We start from the raw sequence: 19,877 nt of genomic DNA, 5'->3' as shown, positions 1-19,877 counted from the left end.
ATCGCGGCCCGCCCGGGATTCACAAGCTACCTACGTCTGGGAGCAACCCATGGACTGGTTCAACACCATCATCCGCACCTTCTTCGACTTCGGCGCAATGGCCGAAGTCCTGCCCCAGCTACTGGGAGTCGGTCTTCTTAACACCCTCATCATCTCCATCGCCGCCACCATCATCGGCGTGGCGCTTGGCATGGTCGTCGCAGTCATGGGCATCTCCCCCTCGAAATGGCTCCGTGTGCCGGCCCGGATCTACACCGATCTCTTTCGCGGCCTCCCCGCCATCCTCACTATCCTGCTGATTGGCCAAGGATTCGCGCGTCTGAGCCAGTCGATCTTCGGCCCGTCGCCCTATCCCTTGGGGATCATCGCGCTGAGCCTGATCGCCAGCGCCTACATTGGCGAGATTTTCCGTGCCGGCATCCAGAGCGTTGACAAGGGGCAAGGCGAAGCCTGTCGCGCACTGGGCATGAGCTACGCCAAGTCCATGGCGCTGGTAGTGGTTCCGCAGGGCATTCGCAGAGTCCTGCCGGCGCTTGTCAACCAGTTCATAGCGATCGTCAAGGATTCCTCGCTGGTCTACTTCCTGGGACTGCTCGTTACTGAACGTGAGCTCTTCCGCGTGGGCCAGGACGCGGCAGTACTGTCCGGAAACCTCTCCCCCCTGGTCATGGCGGGCATCTTCTACCTCCTGATCACGGTGCCCCTGACCCACCTGGTCAACTACTTCGACAGCAGGTTCAGGACCGGGCGCCGTCCGTCCGCCCCCACAAGCGGACTGCAGGAAGTCAAGGAACTCGACGCGGCCTCGCCGCTGATTACCGGGAGCAACACGTGAACCTCACAAGCAGCAGCACCAGCACGAACAATTCGGTTCCGGACATCGAGACCTTCCACGGCTCCAGTCTGGAACTAAAGAACCTGACCATGGCCTACGGCGACATCAAGGTGCTGCGCAACGTCAGCCTCACCGTCGCCCCGGGTACCACCACCTGCATCATCGGGCCTTCCGGATCAGGCAAGTCCACCCTCTTGCGAGGGGTCAACCGTCTCCACGAACCCACGAGCGGGGACGTCCTGCTGGCCGGCGAGAGTGCCCTCGAGGTCAAACCGGACATCTTGCGGGCCCGCATTGGAATGGTCTTCCAGCACTTCAATCTCTTTCCGGACCACACGGCCCTCGAGAACGTGGCCCTGGCGCTTTGGAGCGTCAAGGGAATGCCCAAGACCGAAGCGCGGGAACGCGCCCGCCGCCGCCTCGCCGAGGTGGGTCTCGCGGAGCGTGCGGACCACCGGCCCAGGGATCTTTCCGGCGGCCAGCAACAGCGCGTCGCCATCGCGCGCGCCCTGGCCATGGAGCCAGAGGTGATGCTCTTCGACGAGGCCACCAGCGCCTTGGATCCGGAGCTCGTCAAGGGCGTGCTGAACCTCATGGCCGGGCTCGGCAAACGCGGCATGACCATGCTGGTCGTCACCCACGAAATGGGTTTCGCCCGCAAGGTAGCCGACCAGGTCGTGTTCATGGATGAAGGCGAAGTGGTGGAGGCCGGTACGCCCGCCGAGCTCTTCGATAATCCCCGCAGTGAACGCCTCCAGCGATTCCTGTCGGAAGTGCTCTGATGGGGGGCACCGCAGCTGCGGCGGCACCCATCAGGACCGCCGTCGTGGGTTTTGGGATCTCAGGCAGGGTCTTCCACACACCGCTGATCGAGGCGGATCCCGGTTACTCCCTCGACGTGATCGTGACGGCGGATCCGGAGCGTGCGGCTGAGGCGACCCGGCTCTACCCGAAGGTCCGGATTGTTCCGACAGCGGAGGCCCTGTTCGCTCTGGCCGCGGACCTTGACCTCATCATCGTCGGCACTCCCCCGCTCACGCACTTCGATCTGGCTGCAACGGCAATAACGCATGGTCTTCAGGTGGTGGTGGACAAGCCGTTTGTCACCACATCGGCCGAGGGCCAGGCGCTTATCTCCCAGGCATCCGACGCCGGTGTGTATCTGACGGTGTTCCAAAACCGCCGATGGGATGCCGACTTCCTGACGCTCCAGAAACTCGTCCGGGAAGGAGCGCTGGGTGAAATCCGCACGTTCGAGTCGCGGTTCGAGTGGTGGCGGCCGGAAGGATTCGGGAACTGGCGGGACACTGCCTCCCTGACGGACGGCGGCGGCATACTCCACGACCTCGGCGCCCACCTGATCGACCAAGCCATCCAGCTTTTCGGTCCGGTCCAGGACAGCTACGGAGAGACCGCCAACCACGGACATCCAGAGGGCGCCGATACCGAAGCCTTCGTGTCCCTGTTCCACGAATCCGGGGTCCGGTCCAGGTTGTGGATGAACGGCATGGCCGCCCAAGGCGGCCCGCGCTTCCACGTCCTGGGCTCCAAGGCCGGCTACACCAAATGGGGCCTGGACGGCCAGGAACCAGCCCTCGCTGCCGGACTGAAACCCTCGGATCCCGCCTACGGCGTTGAGCCCCAGGACTCATGGGGGGCCCTGGGTATTGACGGCAACACAACGCCCGTTCCCGCCCAGCGAGGCAACTATCCGGGGTTCTACCGCCAACTCGCTGGGGCCATCCGCGGCCGGGAGAAGTTGCCGGTCAAGCCTTCCGAGTCCCTCGAAGTCCTGAGCATCGTCGAAAAAATTCACGCCTTCGCCTAACCGCCGGGCCAGCCCGCGGGCAACTGACCAACCAACGAACAAGAAGGGAAGACGCATGTCCTCCACCGCCTCACCCAAACGCGTCGCCGTCATCGGCGGCGGCATCCTCGGCGTCTCCACTGCCGTCCACCTGCTCCGCCAAGGCGCATCCGTAATCCTGTTGACCGAACGCGGCCTCGCCAGTGAAGCCACCGGCCGATCCCTCTCCTGGCTCAATTCCGCCGGCGAGCGGTCCACGCCGTACCACCAGCTGCGGGTGGCGGGCGTGGACCGCTACCGCACCCTCTTCGCTCAAAATCCGGCAAGAGAGTGGCTCCAGTTCGACGGCGGCCTCATGTGGAATGCGGCCGGACAGCACGCCGTAACCGATGCCCGCCACGCCTACGAGAAGTCCATCGGCTACGACTCCAGGCTGCTCGCACCCGAAGAAATCGCAGCCGTCACCCCCGGCATTGATTCCAGTGCAGTACCGGAAAACGCCATCTTCAATCCCGGCGAAGGCTGGGTCAGCCTCCCGGACCTGGTGGAATTCCTCATGGAGGAGTTCCACGCCTGCGGCGGGAAGCTGGTCCTCAACGCCGGCAAAGCCTCCGTAACGGTCGACGGCGGACGGGCCACCGGTGTCGAGACAGCGGCCGGCGAGAACTACGAGGCCGATGCTGTACTAGTGGCGTGCGGCGCCGCGACGCCCGCCGTCGTCGCACCCCTCGGCGTCCACATCCCCAATGGTTCGCCCGTTTCCATGCTCGTCCTGACCAAACCCGTGGATCACGATGTAAAGACCGTGATGAATACGCCGCGGGCCGCTGTTCGCCCCAACCCCGGCAACACCTTTGCACTGGACCACGACTGGTACGAGGAACACATCACCGAGCATGCGGACGGCACGTTCAGCATTCCCGACGAAGTGGTCCAGGAACTGGCCGACGAGGCGTCCAAACTCATCGCCGGCAACCCCGACCTCAAGCCGGCATCGTGGAAGATCGGCTACAAGCCCATTCCCGGCGACGGCGAACCTGTCTTCGGCGAACTGGACCAGATGCCCGGCTGCTTCGTAGCCTTCACGCACTCCGGCGCCACGCTCGGGCTCATCGCCGGCGAACTCCTCTCCGGCGAGATCATGACGGGCAACAAACACCCCATGCTTGCCGCCTTCAGACCGGGACGCTTCTCGTAAACCGCATGCAGGCAGGACCCTCACACCGGCCCTGCCTGCACTGCCCGGGCCGTCTCTTCGGGGCGCGGAATCCCGGCCAGGTCTCGTCGCTAATTATCTGATGCGCGACTTGCGGGCGGGTCGGTTGAAAGGCCTGGGCACCAGGCCTCTGTGTCGAGCGGCGGTTCGAACTGGTGGTCACATGCGAGACGCGGCTACCAGGGATCCTCACTCTGCTCGTCGTGCGGCCTGTCGTGGACCTCGTAACCGCAGTTTGTGAGCACTCACAGGACGTCAACCCGACAAGCCGCGCCACTAGCGAGGGTGATGTCAACGCCGCTAGGATCTAAGCGCATAAGTCATTCAGGCAGTGGTCTCCACACTCTCTCCAACCGCCGGCCAAGGGCCACGCTGCCGACGCCCGGTTTCAGATCCACCTGCACGATGAAAGAGGACCCCACGCTATGACAGCCGTTTCTTCCCCGGTGAACGAGGCATTCCGGCCGGCATTCCACTATGCCAGCAAAGACACCTGGCTGAACGATCCCAAGGGGCTGATCTTCCACGACGGCACGTACCACCTGTATTACCAGAACAACCCGTTCGGGAACGTCTGGGGAAATGACCTGGACCGAGCAGCCGGTCGCCATCACCTGCGACGAATCCGAAGACATCTACTCCGGCAGCATTGTCTGGGACGAGTACAACACCAGTGGACTCGGAGGCCCGCTGGCTGCCCCTCTTGTGGCCATCTACACCAGCGCGTTCAAGCAGGGCTCGCCCCACTACGGACACCAGGCCCAGTCGCTCGCGTGGAGCACCGACGGCGGTTATACCTGGACCAAGTACCACGCCAACCCGGTCCTGGACCGCCAGTCCGCAAATTTTCGGGACCCGAAGGTGTTCCGCTATAGCGGCCCGGCCGGCAGCTACTGGGTTATGGTCGCCGTCGAAGCCCACGACTGCACGGTGGTGCTCTACCGCTCCGATGACCTGAAAACGTGGGAACATCTCAGCAGCTTCGGACCCGCCAACGGCACAGGGGGTGTATGGGAATGCCCGGACCTGTTCCCCCTGCCCCTGGATGGCAATGAGGACGACATCAAATGGGTCCTCACCGTCAACCTCAATCCCGGCGGGCCCAACGGGGGCTCCGCCGGACAGTACTTCGTCGGCCACTTCGACGGCGTAAGGTTCAGCTCGGCAACCACCGTTACCGAGGGCCTGCAGGACCCAGCGCGCCTAAGCGAATACCTCTGGCTCGACTGGGGCAGGGACTACTACGCCGCGGTGTCCTTCAACAACGTCCCGGACGGACGCCGGCTCATGCTCGGGTGGATGAACAACTGGCAGTACGGCAACAACATCCCGACCGCGCCCTGGCGCAGCCCGATGTCGCTCGCACGCGAAGTTTCACTCATCACCTCCAACGGACAACTCCGTCTCTGCCAGCGGGCCGTCTGCGAAGCCGATGCGGCTCCCGCGCGCATGGTCGCGTACACAGGGCTCAACCTCGACGCCGGCCTCCACCCTGTGGAGGGCGGCACCGCCGTGCAACTTGTCGAGGCCACGTTTGTTCCCGGCTCCGCGGAAGAATTCGGCCTCGTGATCCGAGGCAACGGCAATGACGGGACGCGAGTCGGCATCCGTCCAGGGGATGGCCGGCTCACGGTGGACAGGACAGCCTCGGGCAACACGGACTTCCACGAGGCCTTCGCATCCATCGACAGTGCACCGCTGCAGGCAACGGGAGGATCATATGACCTGCGTATTTTTGTGGACCACTGCTCGGTGGAGATCTTCGCGCAGGACGGACAGGTCACCATGACCGAACTGATCTTCCCGGACCCGGAAAGCGTCAGCGTGGCGGTCTACGCCTCCGGAGGAACCGCGACCGTTTCCTCACTGACGCTCACCACGCTGGACTGACAAAGGCTGCGGCTTCCAGACCGACAGGGGTACCCCGGGTGTGGCATCGCGATGTCGGGCCTGGCTCGAGGCAGAAGACCAAAGTGACCCGGGACGACCCCTGGAGCCTCGTCGGCAGCACCCAGCACGGCCCGAAAGGGCCGAAGACCACCCGGCAACCGGGAACCGGCATAAGTCGTGGTGAGGATTAGAGTCCTCGCGGCTGTTTCACGGCCTATTGTTAAGCGCATAGTTCTCTGGAAGGAAGCAATAGCGATGGTCAAGGGTCCGACGGTTTATGACGTTGCCGAGCAGGCGGGGGTTTCGATCGCCACAGTTTCGTTTGCTTTCACGCAGCCTCACCGCGTCAAGGAGTCAACGAGGAACTCGGTCCTGGATGCTGCACGGGCGCTGGGATATGTGCCGAGCGCCAGCGCCCGCGGGCTGGCCAAGGGCCGGACCGGAGCCCTGGGACTGTTTTCGTTCGACTACTTGAATCTGCTGCCGGAGGCACAGGGAGACGGCGCCGTCGCTGGCTCGGAGCCCAATGACGATTACCGGCTGTTTCCGATATGGGTGGACGAGGTTCAGCGCGGGGTCGAGCTGGAGTGCTTCAGCCGGGGATACGCGCTCATGCTTGGTGGCGGCAACAAGGCAAGCAGCGAAAGGGCGGTGACCGACATCGCAGGCCGGGTGGACGGCCTGATCGTTTTTGCCCGCACCATTACCACCGAGGTAACCCGTCGGATCTCTGGCCGAGTCCCCGTTGTTGAACTTTCCGACCCCTCCGGCGACAGCAGGCTCCACCACGTCACGATAGACAATGCCTCGGGCATCCGGCAGTTGATGGAGCACCTGATCGGCGTTCACAGGTTCCGGAGATTCATGTTCGTCAGCATCCCAAACGCCGAGACAGAGGCCAGGTACAACGCGTTCAGGACTGCCCTGAACGCGCACGGACTGGAGGTTTTGCCGCCTCTGGAGAGCCGTCCCGGCGCGAGTGCCGTGACTGCCGGGCTCATCGCGGATCTGCTAGGCTCTGGCTCTCTCCCTGACTGTTTCGTCTGCGCCAACGACCAGGAGGCTTTGGTCGTCATGGAGACGCTCAAGGCCGCCGGAGTCCCGGTCCCGGACCGGGTGGCGGTAACTGGTTTTGACGGTATCGTTGCCGGCCGACTTGCCCGACCGTCCCTGACCACCATTCGCCAGCCGATGGAACTGATCGGACGCACGGCGGTCGAAATCCTTGCAGACGCCCTGACGGACCCCGCTGCTCCCCCTGCACACAGGCAGCTGCCTGTCCGGCTTGCCGTGCGGGAAAGCTGCGGCTGCAGCACACAGGGAAACTAACTCCGCCGATTGCGGGAAAGTGTTGTCAAAGTCACAGTAATGCGCTTAGATTAACTCTCAACCACCGATCTAAGCGCATTGAGGCAATTTCAAATCCTCATATCTAAGCGCATCAATCGGGGGGACTCGTCTAACTGTTGGCGCCCTAGGCGCCTGATTGAAGGGAACGAACATGATCCAGGCCCCTACGGACACAGGTGTCCGGCTTAGGAAGGCGGCTGCCCTCGGGCTGGTTGCCGGGTTACTGCTGACTGGTTGCGGGCGCGGCGGCAGTGAAGCCTCCAAGGGCGAGGCGACCGGCAAGGCGATCTCGAGCGGAGCCGCCACCGGCACGGTCAATCTCTGGGCCCAGGGCGGGGAAGCAGAGTTACTTCCGGCGTTCGTGAAGGATTTCGAGGCGGAGAACCCCGACGTGAAGGTCAATGTCACGGCCATCCCCTGGGATGCCGCGGTCAACAAGTACCAGGCAGCCATTGCCGGAGGCACCACACCGGATATCGCCCAGATGGGCACGACGATGATGACTGACTTCGGTGACGCCTTCGATCCGAAGCCTGCCGAGATCGATACGTCAGGGTTCCTGCCCAGTTCGGTCAAATCGACAGAGGTCGGCGGTACAGCGGTGGGTGTCCCGTGGTACGTCGACACCCGCGTGTTCTTTTTCCGTAAGGATCTGGCGGAAAAAGCCGGCTATACCGAATTCCCCACCACCTGGGAGGGCCTGACTGACATGGCGAAAGCCCTCAAGGCCCAGCCAGGCGTGAAAGACCCCTTCCAGCTGCCGGTCAAGGACTTCCAAGGCATGCTTCCGTTCCTTTGGTCCAACGGCGCTGAATTCATCACCAAGGACAACTCCAAGTGGACCTTCGACACCCCTGAAATCGTCGAAGCACTGAAGTACTACCAGGGCTTCTTCGCCGACGGACTGGCCAACAAGAACCCCGAGACGGGGGCCGGCGCCGGTGAAGCGGCCTTTGTCAACGGCACCGCTCCGGTGCTGATCGCCGGACCGGGCCTTCTCGGGCAGATCAACAAGGCCGGCGGGGCCGGTTTCGAGGACAAGTACATGGTGGCCAAGATCCCCAAGAAAGTTACCGGGACCTCCTTCATCGGCGGATCGAACCTGACGGTTTTCAAGGACGCCAAAAACCGGGACGGAGCCTGGAAGCTGGCTCAGTGGTTCTCCAAGCCCGAGGTGCAGGCCAAATGGTACAAGGTCTCAGGAAGCCTGCCCGCAGTTGAAAGCACCTGGAAGGACCCCGTGCTGGCCAACGACAAAAAACTCGCCGTTTTCGGTGAGCAGCTGAAGGACACCAACTTCCCGCCCACGATCCCCACCTGGACTGAGGTCGCCGGCGCAGCTGACTCCGAGCTGGAAAAGATCGTCAAGTCCGGGATGGACCCCGCAGCGGCAATGAAAGAGCTGCAGGCGACCGCGGACAAAATCGGGACCGGCAAGTAATCATGGTCACCACTGAAACCGGGCGGGCGGACAGCATTCGGGCTGTCCGCCCGCCCAGGGCCCCCGAGCGTCGCGGCCCTGCCGCCAGACGCCGCCGGCAGTCTGTTATTGCCTGGCTTTTCGCCTTGCCGTTCGTCCTCATTTTCGGCTTCTTCATGCTGGTCCCGCTGTTTTCCTCCTTCGTGCTGTCCTTTACGGACTTCACCAGCAAGGACGTCCGGAATCCCTTCGGCGTAGGGTTCGTCGGCCTGGACCAGTTCGCGGCGCTCTTCGGCAACCAGCAGTTCCTTCACTCGCTGCTGAACACCGGCTACTTCGTGATCGTCGGGATCCCGTTGACGATGGCCGTCGGCCTGGCCCTGGCGGTGGCGCTGAACAATGGCATCACCCGGTTCCGAAGCGCCTTCAGGGTCGGCTTCTACACCCCGGTTGTGACCAGCATCGTCGCCGTCGCCGTTGTGTGGAGGTTCATCCTTCAACCGGACGGGCTTCTGAACATCGTGCTGGGCTGGGTCGGCATTGCCGGTCCGGACTGGCTGAACAGCACCGAATGGTCGATGCCGGCGATGATCATGATGGCTGTCTGGCGCAACATGGGCACGCTGATGATTATCTTCCTGGCCGGACTGCAGAACGTTCCCGTGGACGTGCTGGAAGCGGCGCAGGTTGACGGCGCCAACGCATGGCAGAGGTTCATCCGGATCACCCTGCCCATCCTGCGGCCCACCCTGCTGCTGGGCGCGGTAATGCTGTCCGTAGGCTTCCTTCAGTTCTTCGAAGAACCCTTCGTGATGACCAAGGGCGGACCTCTGGATTCCACCCTGTCGGTGAGTTACTTCACCTTCAACCAGTTCGGATTCGGCAAATACGGGCTGGCGTCGGCCGCCAGCTACGTGCTGTTCGTGGCCATCGCGCTGCTGAGCCTGATCCAATTCCGTGCCCTCCGCTCCAAAGACTGAAGCGAGCAGACAATGATCGATACAAAAACCGCACCGCTGCGGGATCGCCCCACTCCCCGACCGTCCACACCGCGCCCCAAGCTCTCCTCAAAGTGGGCAGGGCGGGCGTGGGTTTACGCCGCGCTTGTTCTCGCCGGAGCCGCGACGATTCTGCCCTTTGTCTGGATGCTGCTCGGGTCCTTCAAAACCCAGGGGGAACTGCTGCGGCGGCCCGTGACCTGGTGGCCGCAGGACCCTACCCTGGATAACTACGTGCGCTGGTTCAGTGAGCTGCACATCGACCGCTTCTTCATGAACAGCCTGCTCGTTGCAGTGTTTACAGTCCTGGGGAATCTGCTGTTCTGCTCAATGGTCGGGTACGCGCTGGCGAAAATGGACTTCGCCGGCAAGCGCGTCCTGTTCCTGGGCATCATGGTCACCCTCATGGTGCCCGGCGTGGTCACCTTCGTGCCGCTGTTTGTGATGGTCAGCAAGCTGGGTCTGGTCAACACCTACCCGGCGCTGATCCTGCCCTTCCTGGTCTCGCCCCTGGGGGTCTTCCTGATGCGGCAGTTCATGATGGGGATACCGGAGTCCCTGATCGAGGCAGCCAGAATCGACGGGGCCGGAGAGCTGCGGACATTCACCCGGATCGTCATGCCCTTGTGCGGGCCTCCGCTGGCAACCCTCGGAATCCTCACCTTCCTCGGCTCCTGGAACAACTTCCTCTGGCCACTCGTGGCCGCCCAAAGCGAAGAAAAATACACGCTGCCCGTCGCTTTGTCCCTGTACTCGACCGGCCAGAACGCAACAGACTACGGCCTGCTGCTGGCAGGTGCGGTGCTGGTCATCGCCCCCATCGTTGCCCTGTTCATAGCCCTGCAGCGCTTTTTCATCCAGGGCGTAGCGGCGACCGGCATCAAGTAGCCACCGCCAAGCAAACCTACCTACCAGCCCCCTTTTACCAAGGAAACGAATGCACTATTCCATCCAGCTGTACACCCTGCGCGATGCAATGCAGGAAGACCTTCCCGGCACCATCAGGAAAGTCGCGGAGATCGGCTTCACGCAGGTGGAGCCGTACAACTTCGTGGCCACGGCCAAGGAGCTCGGCGCAGCCTTGCGGGAGAACGGGCTCACAGCACCCTCCGGCCACGCTCCCCTGCTGAGCCAGGACCAGGACGAAATCTTCGCCGCCGCGAAGGAACTCGGCATCAGCACCGTCATCGACCCGTACCTGCCCGCCGAGCACTGGCAGCAGGCCGGGGACATTCAGGCCACCGCGGCCAAGCTCAACGCCGCGGCGAAGAAGGCCGCGGAATACGGCATCCGCGTCGGTTACCACAACCACGCCTGGGAACTTGAGTCCATTATCGAAGGCACCACGGCCCTGGAGTACTTCGAAGGCCTTCTGGACCCGGAGCTGGTCCTGGAACTCGACACCTACTGGGCCGCCGTCGGTGGCCAGGACTCTGTGGAGCTGCTCGCCCGCCTCGGTGACAGGGTGAAGTTCATCCACATCAAGGACGGCCCCGGCACTAGGGACACCAAAGCCCAGCAGCCAGCCGGCCAGGGCACAATCGCCGTGTGGGATGTCATCGGCGCCGCGAAGTCCCTGGAAGTGGGCGTCGTGGAGTTCGACGACTACGCCGGAGACATTTTCGAAGGCATCGCCGAGAGCCTCGCCTTCCTGAACGCAGCACAGGACCTGAGCGCATGAGCGCCGCAACGCAACAGTCCACCCCTTCCACCCGCCGGGGGCCGGTGGGCGTCGCCGTCATCGGCGCAGGCAACATCAGCAAGCAGTACCTGGACAACCTGACGGTCTTCCCGGACCTGAAAATCCACGTCATCGCGGACCTGTTCGAGGAAGCCGCGGAAGCGCGGGCCAAGGAATACGGCATCCCCGGGTGGGGTGGCGTGGACGCGGCCCTGAACCACCCCGACGTCGAGATCATCGTGAACCTGACTGTCCCGGCAGCCCACGTTGAGGTGGCCACGGCTGCCGTCAACGCCGGCAAGCATGTCTGGACCGAGAAGCCGTTCTCGCTGGACCGTGAGTCCGGGCTAGGGCTGCTGAAAACGGCTGACGCCGCGGCCTTCCGCCTCGGCTGCGCACCGGATACCTTCCTGGGCGCCGGCCTGCAGACGGCCCGCCGGATCATCGAACGCGGTGATATCGGCACACCGTTGACAGCCCTGACCATGTTCCAGACCCCCGGCCCGGAGTCCTGGCATCCGAATCCGGCGTTCCTCTTCCAGAACGGTGCGGGGCCGCTGTTCGATATGGGCCCGTACTACCTCACCGCGCTGGTCCAGACGTTCGGCTCGGTCCGGAAGGTCGCCGCCGTCGGGTCCAAAGCCAAGGAAGTCCGCGTGGTCGGTTCCGGGCCCAAGGCCGGCGAGAAATTCGCCGTCGAGGTTCCCACGCACGTCAGTGCGATGCTCCAGTTCGAGGGCGGTGCCTCGTCGCACAGCGTCTTCAGCTTCGAGTCCCCGCGCCTCCGGATGGGTTTCGTGGAGATCACCGGCACCGAGGGCACCCTGGAACTGCCGGACCCGAACTATTTCGACGGCGACATCAGGCTGTGGCGGGCGGGAACCGAAGAAGCGGAAACCATTCCCGCCACGGGACCGGCCAACGGGCGCGGCATGGGCGTGCTGGACATGGCCCGCTCCCTCCGGGCCGGAGTCCCGCACCGCGCGACCGGCAACCTTGCCTACCATGTGCTGGACACCATGGTCTCGATTTCCGAGTCAGTGGAATCCGGTGCCTTTATCAACGTCGAAAGCTCCGCGCCCGCGTCCCCGGCCCTCCCCGCGGACTGGGACCCTACCGCTTCCACTCTCTAGGAATCACGCAATGAACTCCCCCGAAAGCACGGACGGCACCACTGCCCCAGCAAACCCGACCCTGGGCGTGGCGATGATCGGCTACGCGTTTATGGGCAAGGCCCACTCGAACGCGTGGCGGAACGTGGCGTCGTACTTTGACGTCCCGGCCTTCGAGCAGAAGGTCCTCGTGGGCCGGGACGCCGGGCAGGTTGCCGAGGCCGCGGCGAAGTACGGCTGGGCCGAGTCGGCCACGGACTGGCGCCAGGTCCTGGAACGCGATGACATCCATATCGTGGATATCTGCGCCCCGGGCTGGATGCACGCGGAAATCGCCATCGCGGCGTTGGAAGCCGGCAAGCACGTCCTGGTGGAAAAGCCACTGGCAAACACCCTGGCCGAGGCCGAATCCATGACCGTAGCCGCGCGTGCCGCCCGCGCCAAGGGCGTGCAGTCCATGATCGGGTTCAACTACCGCCGCGTCCCCGCCCTGGCTTTGGCCAAGGAACTCATCACCGAAGGCAGGCTTGGGACGGTCCGGCACGTCCGGGCTGCCTATCTGCAGGACTGGCTCTCCGACGCCGGGTCCCCCATGAGCTGTCGCCTCCGCAAGGAAACCGCCGGATCCGGCGCGCTGGGCGACATCGCCTCCCACGCCATCGACCAGATCCAATACCTCACCGGGGAAACCATCCTCGAGGCCTCCGGGGTCCTCAAAACGTTCGTAACCCAGCGCCCAGGTCCGGACGGGCTGGAGGACGTCACCGTGGACGACGCCGCGTGGGCAACCTTCTGGCTCACCGGAGACATCGGCGCCTCAGTCGAAGCATCCCGGGTGGCCACCGGCCAGAAGAACAGCCTCCAAATCGAGGTTTACGGCACGAAGGGCGCCATGACCTTCAACCTCGAATCGTTCAACGAGCTCAGTTTCCTGGACGCCACAGTCCCGGTCCGGGAGCAGGGGTTCCGCCGGATCCTGGTCAACGAACCCGAGCACCCGTTCATGGAGGCATGGTGGCCGCAAGGCCATGTGATCGGTTGGGAGCATACGTTCACTCACCAGATCCGGGACTTCCTGACCGCGGTCGACGGCGGCCAGCCCTCGCCGTCGTTCGAGGAAGGCCTGCAGGTCCAGCGCGTCATTGCAGCCGTCGAAAAATCAGCCAACAACAAGAGCACCCTGAGCATCGTTGACCAGGCAACGCTCGCCACCGAAGGAGCCTGATATGCCCCGCCCGTACACCCTGTTCACCGGCCAGTGGGCCGACCTGCCCTTCGAGGAAGTCGCGCGCCTGGCCTCCGGCTGGGGCTACGACGGCCTCGAAATCGCCATCTCCGGGGACCACCTGGACGCCTGGCGCTGGGACGAACCCGGCTACATCGAAGCCAAACTCGCCGTCCTGGCCAAATACAACCTGAAGGTCTGGGCCATCTCCAACCACCTCAAGGGCCAGGCCGTGTGCGATGACCCCATCGACTTCCGCCACGAAGCCATCGTCGGGTCCAGGGTCTGGGGCGACGGCGACCCCGAAGGCGTCCGCACCCGCGCCGCCGAGGAAATGAAACACACCGCCAGGCTCGCCCAAGCCCTCGGCGTGGACACCGTCGTCGGCTTCACCGGCTCCTCCATCTGGCAGTACGTCGCGATGTTCCCGCCCGTCCCGGAAAAAGTCATCGAGGCCGGCTACCAGGACTTCGCAGACCGCTGGAACCCCATCATGGACGTCTTCGACGAATGCGGCATCCGCTTCGCCCACGAAGTCCACCCCTCCGAAATCGCCTACGACTACTGGACCACCGTCCGCACCCTCGAAGCGATCGGCCACCGCGAAGCGTTCGGCCTGAACTGGGACCCCTCCCACTTCATGTGGCAGGGCATCGACCCCGTCTCCTTCATCTGGGACTTCAAAGACCGGCTCTACCACGTGGACTGCAAAGACACCAAGCTCCGGCCCACCGGCCGGAACACCGTCCTCGGCTCCCACCTGCCCTGGGGCGACCCCCGCCGCGGCTGGGACTTCGTCTCCGCCGGCCGCGGCGACGTCCCCTGGGAATCATCCTTCCGCGCCCTCACCGCCATCGGCTACACCGGCCCCATCTCCATCGAATGGGAAGACGCCGGCATGGACCGCCTCCACGGCGCCCCCGAAGCCCTCGCAGCCCTGAAAAAGTTCGACTTCCCCGCCTCCCAAACCAGCTTCGACGCCGCCTTCAGCAGCAAAGACTAGGCACTGCTCGTTCTCTGGAAGTCACGGGTGCGGCCGGTGCGACAGACGTCTCCAACGCGGCTACAGCGTCCGACAAGGGAACTCCCCGCCTGACTCCTTGACGACATCTTGCTCCCCGCGGACGGTCATCAACGCATTGCTGCGGCGGAACAGCTGGAACGGCCCACCGTGCGGGCCGTACTGGTCATGGCCTATTCGCCGTACATCAGGCTGGCGAGGAACGCGTCCAGCTGGCGGCCCACGGCTAATTCATTCCCCTTCGCCGTGAGCGGCTGTGCCTGCTCAAGGTACAGGCCTTCCCACGGCGAGCACTTCAGCTCACCGCCCTCAAAGGAGACAGGGGCTTCGGTCTGGGCCGGCAACGGCGTCTGCTTGGACGGGGTATGGGCACGCAGCGCGGAGCTGCTATGGCCGAAAGCGGTAAAAATGGCGCGGTGGCCAATTGAAATCGACATGGTCGCTTTCCTTTCTGCTGCTGGCTTCTGAACCACTGTGTTCCGGAGCCAAATCTTTCTAGGAGCTAAACTTGAACGTGACGTTCGAGAACTGAACGTAGAAATAGTGTGGCACAGCTCACCCGTGGACGCAACGGGTTTTCTAGCAGGCACCTTCGGTCGGAGCCGCAACAACCACCCGCGGGTTGTCGGCGCTGCAGATCATGACCCGCCCGCGGCCGCCATCCTGGATGATCCAGAGGACGCTGCGATCCAGCGCGAGCATGTCAATGAGGCCGGCAGTAATACTGCCGTCCCTGCGGAACACCCGCACGATGTCGCCCCTGGACAACTTTGACCAGTCCGGGACAGCCACAGGCTGCGGCGGGCGCGGGCGACGCGTGGCGGTTTTGGGGTTTGCGTACATATTCGTAGGCCGTTCGACTCGAGTGGCAGATGGAACGCGGCGCCTCCTTGCCAAAAAACGTAAGGAGGGGGCACAATAAGAAGTGTTCATTAAATGAACGCCACGTTCAAAATAATACCCGATGAGTCCGTCCTCGGACCTCCATCAATGGAGATGATGGCCATGAAAAGACGTGAGAAGCCCACCAACACCGGCCTCCGACACCTGTCGCCCCGGCTCGGCGCGCCAACAACCGCGCGGCCACCTGCACTCGCCGTTCTGCCACCGGACTACGAGCAGACGCTTTTCCCGGACTTTGCAGGATGACGATGCCCTACTGGCGCCACAAGCAGAAACAGAAGCGCCGCAAGGAACCCGCCGAGATGCTACGGGAACGCGATGCGCGCAGGACCGCTGCACTCGCACAATGCGTCAGGGAGATGAGCCGGGGCGAGGGACCGCAGGGAGTAACGCACAACCGGGTGGCCGATCGGGCAGGAGTGCCGGTCCAGTACGTGCGCTGGAAATATCCCTCCGTGGAGCATCTTCTCGCCATGGCTGGAGCCTAGTAGGGAGATGCCGTAACACCGCGAACGGCGGGGCTCAGCACCAGGCCGGGCAGAAAATCCGCTCAGGAGTCCCCTGGGCTAATACCGAGCAGCGCCTTGGCGATGTCCCTGCTGGCCGTGCGCAGCTGTTCAATAGTGTCCGGCAGCCGCTCCGATTTCAGCCGCTGCTCTGGTCCGTTGACGGAGACGATGCCAACCACTGCACCTGCCACGTCCCGGACCGGAAGTGCCACCACGAAGAGACCTTCTTCGAGTTCGTTGTCAAGAATGGCGTAGCCCTGCTCCCGGACTTTGTGCAGTTCCTGGATGAGGGCTTCGCGCTTGGTGATGGTGCCCGGAGTGAACGCTTCCAGTTTCTTTGGCAGTGCCTGAGCCACGTCTTCATCGCTCATTTCCGCAAGCATCAGCTTTCCGGTGGCGCTGGCGTGCACCGGGTAGGTTTCGCCGACGTACATTTTTACATTCAGATACCGGGAACTCGAAGCTTCGGCAATCACGTCATAGTTCACGGTGTCCCGCACCATGGCGAAGCTCACGGTCTCGTTAAGCCTGAGCGCGTATTCCTCTAGGATGGGCTGGATCCGAGCCACCGCACCGGTGTAGGGGTCAGCGAGCCGGCCCAGCCGGGCCATTTCCCAGCCGAGCGTATAGCGGTTGTCCACGCGGTCCACGAATCCCGTTTGTTCCAGGCTCAGCAGCAGGCGAAAAGCCGTCGGACGCGTCATGCCCACAGCCTGGGCAAGCTCGGTGACAGTGATTCCGCCCCTGTGCCGGCCCAGCTCACTGAGCAGGACAGTGGCCTTGATAACGGATTTGTTGGTGAGGTCTACAGCCTCGGCCGGCACCGCGTCCTCGCCGTCTGCTGCCGCCTGTACGTCCACGCCTGTTTCCGCTGCCACACTAAACCCCGGTTCCATTCACGTCTGCCCAGGGCACGGTGCCCCGGTTGGATGTCCCACCATCCTATGCCTCAAGAAGCGAACGGGGCGTTCAAGAGTGTTTCAGTCGCCAGTCTTGGGCGGGTGACAGTCAGTGACCCGTGGGCATTGAGCCGCTGCAGGTCGAACGGGGGCACTTGCCAGGAGGCGCCACCGAAGAGCACCAACAATGCCTCGGATGCGCAGGGCGGCCAGTGATCCTTCGAACGTGTCCTTGCCTACGCCGTCATCGACGACGTCGACGCCCCGTCCGTCAGTCAGTTCACGCACGTCCTCGGGAACCTCCGGATACGTGAGGACGTGATGAGCTCCGGCATTCCGGGCCAGTTCCGCTTTTTCAGGGGTTGATGTGGTGGTAACGACGGTGGCACCGCGATGTTTGAGCATTTGGGTCAGTAGTTGCCCGACTCCCCCGGCCCCAGCGTAGGCCAGGACGGCGTCGCCCGGCCGTGCGCAGCAGCTGGCCCGGCCCGGGTGCCGGCGGGGGACGTTGACGCGTTCGAAGACCTCCGGGCCGCCCGCCCGCGGGATGTGCATGGCATAGGGCATGCTGGGTTCCTCCTTGGACGTCTGGTTAGTTCATGGTCTTTTCAGCAACCAAGCGCCTGGAGGCGTCGACGGCGTCTCGTGCTGCGACGGCCAGCAGGCCGGTGTCCGAGGCCGTGGGCATGAAGCGGAAGCCCAGCACGATCATCCTTTCGGACAAGGCGGGTTCGCCGGTGTAGATGCCGGGGACCACGCCGGCTGCTGTGCAGCGGCGCGCGATGTCCGCGAGGATCCCGTCCGGGCCTTCGCCGGTGAGTTCCTCCAGTGAAACTCCAAGGCTGAGGGAGAGGTCGTAGGGGCCAACGAAGATGGCGTCCGGCCTGGTGGCCAGGATGGCATCAAGGTTGGCCAGGCCTTCGGCCGTTTCGATCATGAGGATGCACAGGGCGTCGTCCTGCAGGCTCCCGGGGACCGGCTTTGGGTATCGGGGGCTGCGGCGGGTGGGGCCGTAACTGCGCTTGCCGCGGGGAGCGAAGCGGGTGGCGGCAACCAGAGTGGCTGCGGTCGCGGGGTTTTCGACGGTGGGAAAAATGATCCCGCCTGCGCCCGCGTCGAGCACCCTGCCGAGCGTACCCGTTTCGTGGCCAGGCACGCGGACGATCGACGGCACGTCGAAGAGGTGCGCGGCTTCAATCAGGGTCTGCAGCCCGGAGGTTTCAGGACCGCCGTGCTGGCCGTCGATGCAGATCCAGTCGAATCCTTCGGCGGCCAGGGTATCCACCACGGCCGGATCGCGGAAGCTGACCCACGCCCCCGGGTGGGTGCCGCCGTCGTCAAGGGTCAGGCGGGGTGTGGGGAGTCCGGTGGAGTGGGCGCTTTCGCCGTAGATTTTCATGGCTTCCTTCGGAGGGGTGTCGACGATGCTTGGCGGTTACGAAGGACGCCTGGCCGGAATCAGCCCGGCCAGGCGCCTCTCTGCATGAAGTGAAAGCTACTGCGCTGCCGCCTTCAGTAGCGGCGCGGAGGTGTCGCTCAGGCTCAGGCCCTTGGTTTCCGGCGCCAGGTACTGGGAGATCACCGCGCCCAGGACACAGATGCCTGCGGCGATCAGCATCGTGGTTCCGACGCCCAGACCAGCGACGGACAAAGGAAGGATGAACGTTCCTGCAGCCGCGCCGATCCGCGAAATCGCCGTGGCGAAGCCGACTCCCGCGCCGCGGATTTCCGTGGGGAAAACCTCGCCGGGATAAACGCCGGTCAGGGCCGTGGAGACGGCGTTGAAGAACGAGAAGACGATGAAGCTGATGAGGATGATCATCGGCGACATGTGTGAGAACAACCCGATGACAACCAGTGCGGCGGCGGCGATCCACATCGGCGGGATGGACAGCTTGCGGCGTCCCACCTTCTCAATGAGGAACATCGCGGCCAACGAGCCGGCCACCACGACGCCATTGAGCACGAGTGCTCCGGCCAGGCCGTCTTCAACCCCCAGGCTTTCGAGGACGATGGGGGCGAAGGTGGCGATGGCGAAGTAGGGGGTGACGTTGCAGACCCAGTACATGCAGACGAAGATGGTTGAATTTCGGTACTGCGGAGAGAAGAGCTTGCCGAAATTCGGCTTCTCGGGTTTCTCGTGTTCCAGATCCTGGACATCCGCGTCCTCCATGAACTGGTGGGCGATGGCAAACGCCTCCTCACGCCGCCCCTTGCTGATGAGCCAGCGCGGAGATTCGGGCGATCCCAACCGGAGCAGGAACACAATGAGGGACGGCACGGTGCTCATGCCCAGGATGATGCGCCAGTCTGCGTGAATTGAGGTGGACATGTAGTAGCCCACGGCGTAGGAAAGCAGGTAGCCCACGTACCAGGCGACCTCCTGGAAGGCCATGAGTTTGCCTCGCAGCCTGGCCGGCGAAAATTCGACAAGGAGGGGCCAGCCGATGGCATAGTCGGCCCCGATTGCCATGCCCATGAGCAGGCGGATCACAAAGAGCTGCCAGGCGTCCGCCACAAAGAACTGGGCTGCGGAACCAACAAGGAAGATGGCGAGGTCGACAATGAACATCGGCTTGCGGCCGACCTTGTCCGCGAGGTATCCGCCGATGGGGCCGCCAAAGAAGATGCCGATCAGGGCCGAAGCTCCGATAAGCCCCTGCATGGTGGCGGACAGACTCAGGTCAGCGGTCAGGGCCGGCATGACCAGGCCGATGCCGCCCAGGATAAAGCCGTCAATGAACATGCCGCCGGCGATCACGCCGCTGAGCTTGACGAGGAACTTCTTCTTTTGCGGGTCCTGGGGAACCGATGACTGCACTGGGGGCCTCGGTGCGGGTGTAACAGGTGTGTTCACGATGGACTTCCTTGTAGATCGTGCTTTTTGGGGAAATTTTCCAAGCGCCGGCTTGGTGATGCCGGGTCATTGAGGGGCGGCTGTTCACGCCCAGTTCGTTCATCTTTCGAACGTCGTGATCAAAAATATGGCATGCGCCACATCCGGTGTCAAT

General features: G+C 63.6%; 19 protein-coding genes and 2 pseudogenes. 15 read left to right on the top strand and 6 right to left on the bottom strand.

Annotated elements, in window-relative coordinates; translation table 11 throughout:
• Window positions 1–49 precede the first annotated feature (49 nt).
• The 13 genes and pseudogenes from AC1DRE_RS20020 to AC1DRE_RS19960 all read left to right on the top strand — a co-directional run bounded on the left by AC1DRE_RS20020 (window position 50) and on the right by AC1DRE_RS19960 (window position 14,537).
• On the top strand, window positions 50–835 hold the full coding sequence (locus AC1DRE_RS20020) for an amino acid ABC transporter permease (protein ID WP_476986249.1): 786 nt from the start codon (window positions 50–52) through the stop codon (window positions 833–835).
• Window positions 832–1,617 carry an amino acid ABC transporter ATP-binding protein gene (locus tag AC1DRE_RS20015; RefSeq protein ID WP_476986248.1) on the top strand — a complete coding sequence of 262 codons (786 nt, stop codon included), beginning with the start codon at window positions 832–834 and terminating at the stop codon, window positions 1,615–1,617. Before AC1DRE_RS20020 ends, AC1DRE_RS20015 begins: the two co-directional genes overlap by 4 nt.
• A complete protein-coding gene (locus AC1DRE_RS20010) occupies window positions 1,617–2,663 on the top strand; it encodes a Gfo/Idh/MocA family protein (protein WP_476986247.1) in 1,047 nt (348 codons plus the stop codon). The genes AC1DRE_RS20015 and AC1DRE_RS20010 overlap by 1 nt, the downstream gene beginning before the upstream one ends.
• Before the next feature lie 55 nt (window positions 2,664–2,718).
• Window positions 2,719–3,840, top strand: coding sequence for an NAD(P)/FAD-dependent oxidoreductase (locus AC1DRE_RS20005; RefSeq protein WP_476986246.1), 1,122 nt, complete (start codon window positions 2,719–2,721; stop codon window positions 3,838–3,840).
• Between the two features lie 443 nt (window positions 3,841–4,283).
• Window positions 4,284–5,748: pseudogene (locus AC1DRE_RS20000) on the top strand (glycoside hydrolase family 32 protein).
• Between the two features lie 255 nt (window positions 5,749–6,003).
• Window positions 6,004–7,077, top strand: coding sequence for a LacI family DNA-binding transcriptional regulator (locus AC1DRE_RS19995; RefSeq protein ID WP_476986245.1), 1,074 nt, complete (start codon window positions 6,004–6,006; stop codon window positions 7,075–7,077).
• A 172-nt stretch (window positions 7,078–7,249) separates the two neighbouring features.
• On the top strand, window positions 7,250–8,539 hold the full coding sequence (locus tag AC1DRE_RS19990; RefSeq protein ID WP_476986244.1) for a sugar ABC transporter substrate-binding protein: 1,290 nt from the start codon (window positions 7,250–7,252) through the stop codon (window positions 8,537–8,539).
• 2 nt (window positions 8,540–8,541) lie between these two features.
• The gene (locus AC1DRE_RS19985; RefSeq protein ID WP_476986243.1) at window positions 8,542–9,498 is read left to right on the top strand and encodes a carbohydrate ABC transporter permease; all 957 of its coding nucleotides are present in this window, start codon (window positions 8,542–8,544) and stop codon (window positions 9,496–9,498) included.
• A gap of 12 nt (window positions 9,499–9,510) precedes the next feature.
• A complete protein-coding gene (locus AC1DRE_RS19980) occupies window positions 9,511–10,404 on the top strand; it encodes a carbohydrate ABC transporter permease (RefSeq protein ID WP_476986242.1) in 894 nt (297 codons plus the stop codon).
• Between the two features lie 49 nt (window positions 10,405–10,453).
• Entirely contained in the window at window positions 10,454–11,197 is a 744-nt protein-coding gene (locus AC1DRE_RS19975; RefSeq protein ID WP_476986241.1) for a sugar phosphate isomerase/epimerase family protein, read from the top strand.
• The gene (locus tag AC1DRE_RS19970) at window positions 11,194–12,330 is read left to right on the top strand and encodes a Gfo/Idh/MocA family protein (protein ID WP_476986240.1); all 1,137 of its coding nucleotides are present in this window, start codon (window positions 11,194–11,196) and stop codon (window positions 12,328–12,330) included. Before AC1DRE_RS19975 ends, AC1DRE_RS19970 begins: the two co-directional genes overlap by 4 nt.
• Window positions 12,331–12,340: 10 nt before the next feature.
• The gene (locus tag AC1DRE_RS19965; protein ID WP_476986239.1) at window positions 12,341–13,534 is read left to right on the top strand and encodes a Gfo/Idh/MocA family protein; all 1,194 of its coding nucleotides are present in this window, start codon (window positions 12,341–12,343) and stop codon (window positions 13,532–13,534) included.
• 1 nt (window position 13,535) lies between these two features.
• A complete protein-coding gene (locus AC1DRE_RS19960; protein ID WP_476986238.1) occupies window positions 13,536–14,537 on the top strand; it encodes a sugar phosphate isomerase/epimerase family protein in 1,002 nt (333 codons plus the stop codon).
• A 191-nt stretch (window positions 14,538–14,728) separates the two neighbouring features.
• Here the strand turns inward: AC1DRE_RS19960 and AC1DRE_RS19955 are convergent, their stop codons facing one another.
• Window positions 14,729–14,992: a hypothetical protein gene (locus AC1DRE_RS19955; RefSeq protein WP_476986237.1), complete on the bottom strand. Its 264-nt coding sequence runs from the start codon at window positions 14,990–14,992 to the stop codon at window positions 14,729–14,731.
• A 142-nt stretch (window positions 14,993–15,134) separates the two neighbouring features.
• Window positions 15,135–15,398, bottom strand: coding sequence for a hypothetical protein (locus AC1DRE_RS19950; protein ID WP_476986236.1), 264 nt, complete (start codon window positions 15,396–15,398; stop codon window positions 15,135–15,137).
• A 93-nt stretch (window positions 15,399–15,491) separates the two neighbouring features.
• Between AC1DRE_RS19950 and AC1DRE_RS19945 the strand changes: the two genes are divergently transcribed.
• Entirely contained in the window at window positions 15,492–15,704 is a 213-nt protein-coding gene (locus AC1DRE_RS19945) for a hypothetical protein (protein ID WP_476986235.1), read from the top strand.
• Window positions 15,701–15,946 (top strand): hypothetical protein, encoded by a 246-nt coding sequence (locus tag AC1DRE_RS19940; RefSeq protein WP_476986234.1) that lies wholly within the window; start codon window positions 15,701–15,703, stop codon window positions 15,944–15,946. The genes AC1DRE_RS19945 and AC1DRE_RS19940 overlap by 4 nt, the downstream gene beginning before the upstream one ends.
• 62 nt (window positions 15,947–16,008) lie before the next feature.
• Here AC1DRE_RS19940 and AC1DRE_RS19935 read toward each other — a convergent pair whose 3' ends face one another.
• The 4 genes and pseudogenes from AC1DRE_RS19935 to AC1DRE_RS19920 form a co-directional block, all read right to left on the bottom strand.
• Window positions 16,009–16,845 (bottom strand): IclR family transcriptional regulator, encoded by an 837-nt coding sequence (locus AC1DRE_RS19935; protein WP_476986233.1) that lies wholly within the window; start codon window positions 16,843–16,845, stop codon window positions 16,009–16,011.
• 107 nt (window positions 16,846–16,952) lie between these two features.
• Window positions 16,953–17,331, bottom strand: a pseudogene (locus tag AC1DRE_RS19930) (zinc-binding dehydrogenase); the annotation flags it as partial.
• 127 nt (window positions 17,332–17,458) lie between these two features.
• On the bottom strand, window positions 17,459–18,265 hold the full coding sequence (locus AC1DRE_RS19925) for an HpcH/HpaI aldolase family protein (RefSeq protein ID WP_476986232.1): 807 nt from the start codon (window positions 18,263–18,265) through the stop codon (window positions 17,459–17,461).
• A 96-nt stretch (window positions 18,266–18,361) separates the two neighbouring features.
• Complete coding sequence (locus AC1DRE_RS19920; protein ID WP_476986231.1) at window positions 18,362–19,723, bottom strand: MFS transporter; 1,362 nt, start codon at window positions 19,721–19,723, stop codon at window positions 18,362–18,364.
• Window positions 19,724–19,877 lie beyond the last annotated feature (154 nt).

The organism is Arthrobacter sp. P4_H3, from assembly GCF_056400885.1.
The sequence above is the reverse complement of the archived record's forward strand: the minus strand, read 5'-3'. Positions and strand labels throughout refer to the sequence as shown.

Excerpts from the sequence above, each read along its gene's own strand:
- AC1DRE_RS20020 (WP_476986249.1), top strand. The coding sequence starts at position 50 with ATGGACTGGTTCAACACCATCATCCGCACCTTCTTCGACTTCGGCGCA.
- AC1DRE_RS20010 (WP_476986247.1), top strand. The coding sequence starts at position 1,617 with ATGGGGGGCACCGCAGCTGCGGCGGCACCCATCAGGACCGCCGTCGTG.
- AC1DRE_RS20005 (WP_476986246.1), top strand. The coding sequence starts at position 2,719 with ATGTCCTCCACCGCCTCACCCAAACGCGTCGCCGTCATCGGCGGCGGC.
- AC1DRE_RS19995 (WP_476986245.1), top strand. The coding sequence starts at position 6,004 with ATGGTCAAGGGTCCGACGGTTTATGACGTTGCCGAGCAGGCGGGGGTT.
- AC1DRE_RS19990 (WP_476986244.1), top strand. The coding sequence starts at position 7,250 with ATGATCCAGGCCCCTACGGACACAGGTGTCCGGCTTAGGAAGGCGGCT.
- AC1DRE_RS19985 (WP_476986243.1), top strand. The coding sequence starts at position 8,542 with ATGGTCACCACTGAAACCGGGCGGGCGGACAGCATTCGGGCTGTCCGC.
- AC1DRE_RS19980 (WP_476986242.1), top strand. The coding sequence starts at position 9,511 with ATGATCGATACAAAAACCGCACCGCTGCGGGATCGCCCCACTCCCCGA.
- AC1DRE_RS19975 (WP_476986241.1), top strand. The coding sequence starts at position 10,454 with ATGCACTATTCCATCCAGCTGTACACCCTGCGCGATGCAATGCAGGAA.
- AC1DRE_RS19970 (WP_476986240.1), top strand. The coding sequence starts at position 11,194 with ATGAGCGCCGCAACGCAACAGTCCACCCCTTCCACCCGCCGGGGGCCG.
- AC1DRE_RS19965 (WP_476986239.1), top strand. The coding sequence starts at position 12,341 with ATGAACTCCCCCGAAAGCACGGACGGCACCACTGCCCCAGCAAACCCG.
- AC1DRE_RS19960 (WP_476986238.1), top strand. The coding sequence starts at position 13,536 with ATGCCCCGCCCGTACACCCTGTTCACCGGCCAGTGGGCCGACCTGCCC.
- AC1DRE_RS19955 (WP_476986237.1), bottom strand. The coding sequence starts at position 14,992 with ATGTCGATTTCAATTGGCCACCGCGCCATTTTTACCGCTTTCGGCCAT.
- AC1DRE_RS19950 (WP_476986236.1), bottom strand. The coding sequence starts at position 15,398 with ATGTACGCAAACCCCAAAACCGCCACGCGTCGCCCGCGCCCGCCGCAG.
- AC1DRE_RS19945 (WP_476986235.1), top strand. The coding sequence starts at position 15,492 with ATGAACGCCACGTTCAAAATAATACCCGATGAGTCCGTCCTCGGACCT.
- AC1DRE_RS19940 (WP_476986234.1), top strand. The coding sequence starts at position 15,701 with ATGACGATGCCCTACTGGCGCCACAAGCAGAAACAGAAGCGCCGCAAG.
- AC1DRE_RS19925 (WP_476986232.1), bottom strand. The coding sequence starts at position 18,265 with ATGAAAATCTACGGCGAAAGCGCCCACTCCACCGGACTCCCCACACCC.